This is a genomic window from Escherichia sp. MOD1-EC6475, from assembly GCF_003046645.1.
GTDB classification, from domain to species: domain Bacteria; phylum Pseudomonadota; class Gammaproteobacteria; order Enterobacterales; family Enterobacteriaceae; genus Escherichia; species Escherichia ruysiae.
On sequence record NZ_PZKQ01000116.1, the window covers coordinates 1 to 5,172 of the forward strand.

Here is a 5,172-nt window from a genome sequence, read left to right on the forward strand (position 1 = left end):
CAGCGAATTGAGCGGCATAACCTGAATCTGAGACAACATCTGGCAAGGCTGGGACGGAAGTCACTGTCGTTCTCAAAATCGGTGGAGCTGCATGACAAAGTCATCGGGCATTATCTGAACATAAAACACTATCAATAAGTTGGAGTCATTACCCGTTCTTTCTATATCTATAAAAAACCATTTATTATTTCCATGTGATTTGTGAGCGACCATTATTTTTGCTAAAGTACAATCTATTATCCGCTAACAGCTTTAGCGCTTCTGCTGTCGTGCATTCTTTTTCTGCCGCAACGCCAAAGCTACAGCTACACCGTAAACCACCAACTTCAAAATCGGTTAGCCCCTTTAATATCCTTATTAAATCACATAACTCGCCAGAATATATTATTGCAAACTCATCCCCTCCAAATCGATAAATGCGAAAATTAAAACCGTTCATTTTATCTTTAAGGTAATGCACTACATAAATTAAAACCTCATCTCCAAAAAGATGCCCAAAATTATCATTAACGAATTTAAATCTATCAACATCAAAAAAGCAAAGATAGCTATCCCCAGTACCTATAATATCTTTTATGCTATCATCAAATGACTTTCTGCTATATGCTCCCGTCAAACTATCGTATATTGCTGCATAAAATATGTCATGCAGCTTACGTATGTCTGCATCATTAAAATAAAGACCACCACTGACAACAAAAGAAAGTTGGTTTTCAGTTATCGCTCTTGTTTCTTTTAAACCTTGATCATATATCCCGTAAATCAGTGAAAAATATGTTTTGTATATCACACATGAAATTACAGCAGCCAGAATAATAATCACTGAGCAAACTAATAAAAATATCCTCTTCGAAAAACCGAAGACATATGTAAGTTCAGGCAAATAATTTAGCCCAGAAGTGAATACGGTTACGGGAAAAACTAAAGACTGCCCAATATTATCTGAATAGATACTCCTACCTTGGGTGAAAACACCCATAGACAAAAAAATGCCAAATGGATACTGTTTTTTCACTAATGTTACATAGTGTGTAGCATCCACAAGAAAGACGAGCTGAATATTATCTCTTAGTGGTTGCACAAAATAAATATATTTCACCCCATCCAGAAGAATAATACCATCATTACGCCTTTCCAAGTACAACGCGGTATTTAAAATGCCATCGCAATAATTTTTGTCATTATCTTTCATACTGAAACATAAGTCATTATTTAGAATGAAGGGGCCAATATCATAAACATAGCTAGGAGGGGGCAAATCGACATATGCCTGCTTAAAAGCAGATAACAATTCTGTCAGCGTTAATCCTTTCCATTGGGACATGATTTTCACCGCAACAGATCTACGATACTCCGCCATATTAGCTACAAACAGCCCTGAGTTGAAAACTGATGACTTTAACCCCTGTACATGACTCTTTATAAAAAACGAAAAAAAACCACATCCCATTATGGACATAAAGACAAAGAAAAGCATTGAGAACAAAACTGCTTTTCTATTGTAACGACTAACAATACTATTATTTCGCACAAACATCTCCATTCAAAATCCAATCACTAAAGGGTAATGGCTTCTGATACAGGTAGCCTTGTGCACTTGTAATACCAATATTTATCAATCCCTGAGCACCCTCCTGCGTCTCTACACCTTCTGCAATCACCGGTATATTTCTTGTTCTGGCCAAAGCCAGTATAAACTTCAGGATTTCCTCTGCGTGCCCAGGAACTCCAGATATAAACTCTTTGTCAACTTTTATGCTATCAGGTGCAATATCACATAATTGTTTTAAATTTGACAATCCACATCCGAAATCATCTAAAGCCAGCAAAACACCATATTTACGTAACAGATTTAAATTATTTTTAAAATTATATGTAACATGTCCAATCACTGATTCCGTTATTTCAATACATATTTGTCCGGGATATAGTGATTCAGATTCAATCAACTCCTGCACACATTCATAGAACAATGGTTCATTTAGTTGCCATGGTGACACATTTATATGTAAGATAAATTTATCCGAGAATCCAAGCCTCTGCTTGTATATTGCAAATTCATGTATGGATTTTTTGAGGACAAAATATCCTAATTCATTAATCAGACCGCAAGTTTCTGCAACAGGAATAAACTCTGCTGGTGGAACAAATCCTTTCTCCGGAGAATTCCAACGACACAAAGCCTCTGCACCAAGAACCTTTCCTGTTGGTAAGTCTACAATAGGCTGATAATATACACATATTTCATCATTCTTTAACGCATTAATAATATTACGTGCGATCCATATCTTACGATCAGCATCAGCCACTCTTGCTTCATCACAATTGATAGCAATAGAATTAGGATATTCTCTGATACCAGCTAAAACTATTTCCAGTTTGTCTGCGTAGCGAACTACGTCTTTCCCATTAAAAGCCTCTCTGTATAGCGCTGTATGAAGTCTTATATTTCTATAACAAAACACTTCCTGAGGAAAATCAAGAGAAGACATTTTCTTAGTGAAGACATCAACATTATCATAACACAGAAGCAAGTATTTATTCTTATTGATAAGCATTACATCACTAAAACTAGAATACTTCTCTTTTATCTTTTGTTGTATAATACCTGTAATCTCTTTCTCTTTTTCAGAACCGTACATCAACCCTACATATTCCAGCCCAGAAAAGTATAGCATCCCAGCCGCTAAATAATCCCTGCTATTGTTTTCTATGACTATAAACTTGTTATAAAATCCACTCTCAGCATCAAAGGAAACAAGAGACAGTAATTTTCTTTTATTTTCCTTAATTCCTTGTTGTAACGTTGCAATAGAACATCTGATTTTTCTGGTGGTTATATTTTCATCATGCCGAAGCAATAGCGAAGTGTTAAATTCCGGAGAACTAATCGTGGCTTCAATATCTCTGGCAAGCAGTTCCATTCCCTCTTCGATTTTTCTGCTACTGCGTTGCATATAAAAAAACAATCCCAATAAGCATCCGACTCCAGTAAAAAGGCTAACTACAAACGGTAACTCAGAAAAAAAATCAAGATGATTTAAATTGATAAAATAATGAACATATAGGTCAGGATATTTTTGCAGCTTTTTTGAAATGCCGATAAACTCACTCGCCCCGTCAGAAAAAACCTTGAAATCATTCATACCTTCATCAATAAGCACTGAGTCACGAGCTCTTTCATTGCTTGCAACAATGTATCCCCCCCCTGATATAAATAAAACCTCATCTGGTTTTGAAATTGAGTTGAGAAAATCACTTAGATATTCAATATTTACATCAATCAGAATTCTTTCAATATTAAAATTTTCACTATCCTTTTCATCAGGCTTCAAAGTAAAAGAAAGACATTTACGCCCAGGGAAACCGTGGCAATTATATATTCCGCTCCATTTTTTTTGAGTCTTATCTGGAAGGTTGTACCATGGTCTTTCTCGTGCTACATATCTAGTTGTTGTAACTGGAGTCCCTTTTGATGTTAAAAGAAGATCATTTGGCTTTTTCTGATAATAAGACTCCCCATTGCTGTTTTCGTAATAGAAAAAGCGCCCATCTTTTGCTACCCAGCCAACCGCACTTATGAAGGGGGATTTTGATAATCGGTGTCGCAATGCTGCTGATATATTTACATCGTTATGTAAATGAAAAGTAGCATCAATAAGGCTATCCCCCTCTCTCTCTATCTGGTCAAAATAGGATGTTATTTGAAAAATTTTTGTATCTGTTTGAATGTCTAAAAACAAACGTTCATAATCCCTAAAGTAGATATATCGGGAAAATACTCCTACAGCCAAAAATATAACTAAAATAATAAAAAAAACACCGTTGAATTTTTTTTTAAAAAAAACCAGCATAACACTTCCAAAAATATGTCGAGCATGTGCTCAAAATACATTTAGCTTATATTGAATTAATTGCATTCGACTCTTAGGCTTTTTTACATGCTCCATCCCCCTTGGCAAGAGAGAACTTATCCCCTTCTAACCTAATATCAAATCCTTGTTTACACAGAATTTCGCAACACACAAAAAGATAACGGCGGGTAATCATAACGAGCGGGAGTAAATAAACTACTCGAAAGAATTGTTGGTGAAATTAAGCCCCATTTACCTCTTATATAATGTAACGCTACCGCCCTCGCATCATCGTTCAAGAATGACACGATATCAGGAAAGCAAAATAATTGCCTGCGAAAAATTATACATACGAAAGATTATACTACAAAAACATTGCAGTAGCATAGATCGGAAAAGAACTATGGATCAAAATAATATCCTGACCATAAAGACTCAAGCAAGATAATTAAGGTAATGCCTCCAATTAGTTGAATTAGGGCTATAATACTTACTTTTAAGGTTCTTTCATAGTCACAGTTAACCTTCATTGCCCCGTTGCCAGTCCGTTCAGATTTACCGTCACGGGAAGAACCCAAAAGGACATGATCGATTCCGCTGCCGTGACAGTCATCGAGTGTTTCAGCTCACTTACCGTTACGAGGCCCGTAAACCGGGTGTCAAAGACCAAATCACTGAAATGGCTTTCAACGGCGCCGGAGTTCGCGATAATGCCCGTACGCTCAAAATTGGCATTAATACTGTCATCCGGACTTTAAAAAACGCTCGCCACGAAGAATAACGTCATCCCTGCTCGCTCATGCTGATGTGGCGCTCATCTGCGAACTTGATGAGCAATGGAGTTTTGTCGGCAGTAAAGCGCGACAGCACTGGCTCTGGTATGTGTAATGTCAGCTCACCGCTTCACGTGTTCGTTGCCGTTCTCGGATACAGCCGAATGCTGTACATTAAATTCACTGACAATATGCGTTATGACACGCTGGAGACCTGCCATCGTAATGTGTTCCGCTTCTGTGGGGGGCCGCGCGAAGTGTTGTATGACAATATGAAAACTGTGGTTCTGCAACGTGACGCATATCAGACCGGTCAGCACCGGTTCCATCCTTCACTGTGGCACTTCGGCAAGGAGATGGGCTTCTCTCCCCGACGGTGTCGTCCCTTCAGGGAACAGAATAAAGGTAAGGTGGCACGGATGGTGCAGTATACCCGTAACAGTTTTTACATCCCATTAATGACTCGCCTGCTCCCGATGGGGATCACTGTCGATGTTGAAACAGCCAACCGCCACGGTCTGCGCTAAGGAAGGTGCGAACAAGTT

The 5,172-nt window shown here is 37.9% G+C and carries 3 protein-coding genes and 2 pseudogenes; 3 read left to right on the plus strand and 2 right to left on the minus strand.

All coding sequences use genetic code 11. From position 1 onward, the window contains the following. Window positions 1–138 (plus strand): IS1 family transposase (locus A7589_RS22565; RefSeq protein ID WP_021514769.1); only part of this gene is annotated, 138 nt, incomplete at its 5' end. Between the two features lie 46 nt (window positions 139–184). On the opposite strand, the gene A7589_RS22570 is transcribed toward A7589_RS22565, so the two are convergent. Both A7589_RS22570 and A7589_RS22575 read right to left on the minus strand, forming a co-directional pair. Next, the gene (locus A7589_RS22570; protein WP_159183137.1) at window positions 185–1,531 is read right to left on the minus strand and encodes a GGDEF domain-containing protein; all 1,347 of its coding nucleotides are present in this window, start codon (window positions 1,529–1,531) and stop codon (window positions 185–187) included. Continuing rightward, window positions 1,521–3,854, minus strand: coding sequence for a sensor domain-containing phosphodiesterase (locus A7589_RS22575; RefSeq protein ID WP_108189037.1), 2,334 nt, complete (start codon window positions 3,852–3,854; stop codon window positions 1,521–1,523). Before A7589_RS22575 ends, A7589_RS22570 begins: the two co-directional genes overlap by 11 nt. A 509-nt stretch (window positions 3,855–4,363) precedes the next feature. Between A7589_RS22575 and A7589_RS22580 the strand changes: the two are divergent. After that, window positions 4,364–4,736: pseudogene (locus tag A7589_RS22580) on the plus strand (IS1 family transposase); the annotation flags it as partial. Then, window positions 4,735–5,151: pseudogene (locus A7589_RS22585) on the plus strand (IS21 family transposase); the annotation flags it as partial. The pseudogenes A7589_RS22580 and A7589_RS22585, both read left to right, overlap by 2 nt. Between the last annotated feature and the right edge of the window lie 21 nt (window positions 5,152–5,172).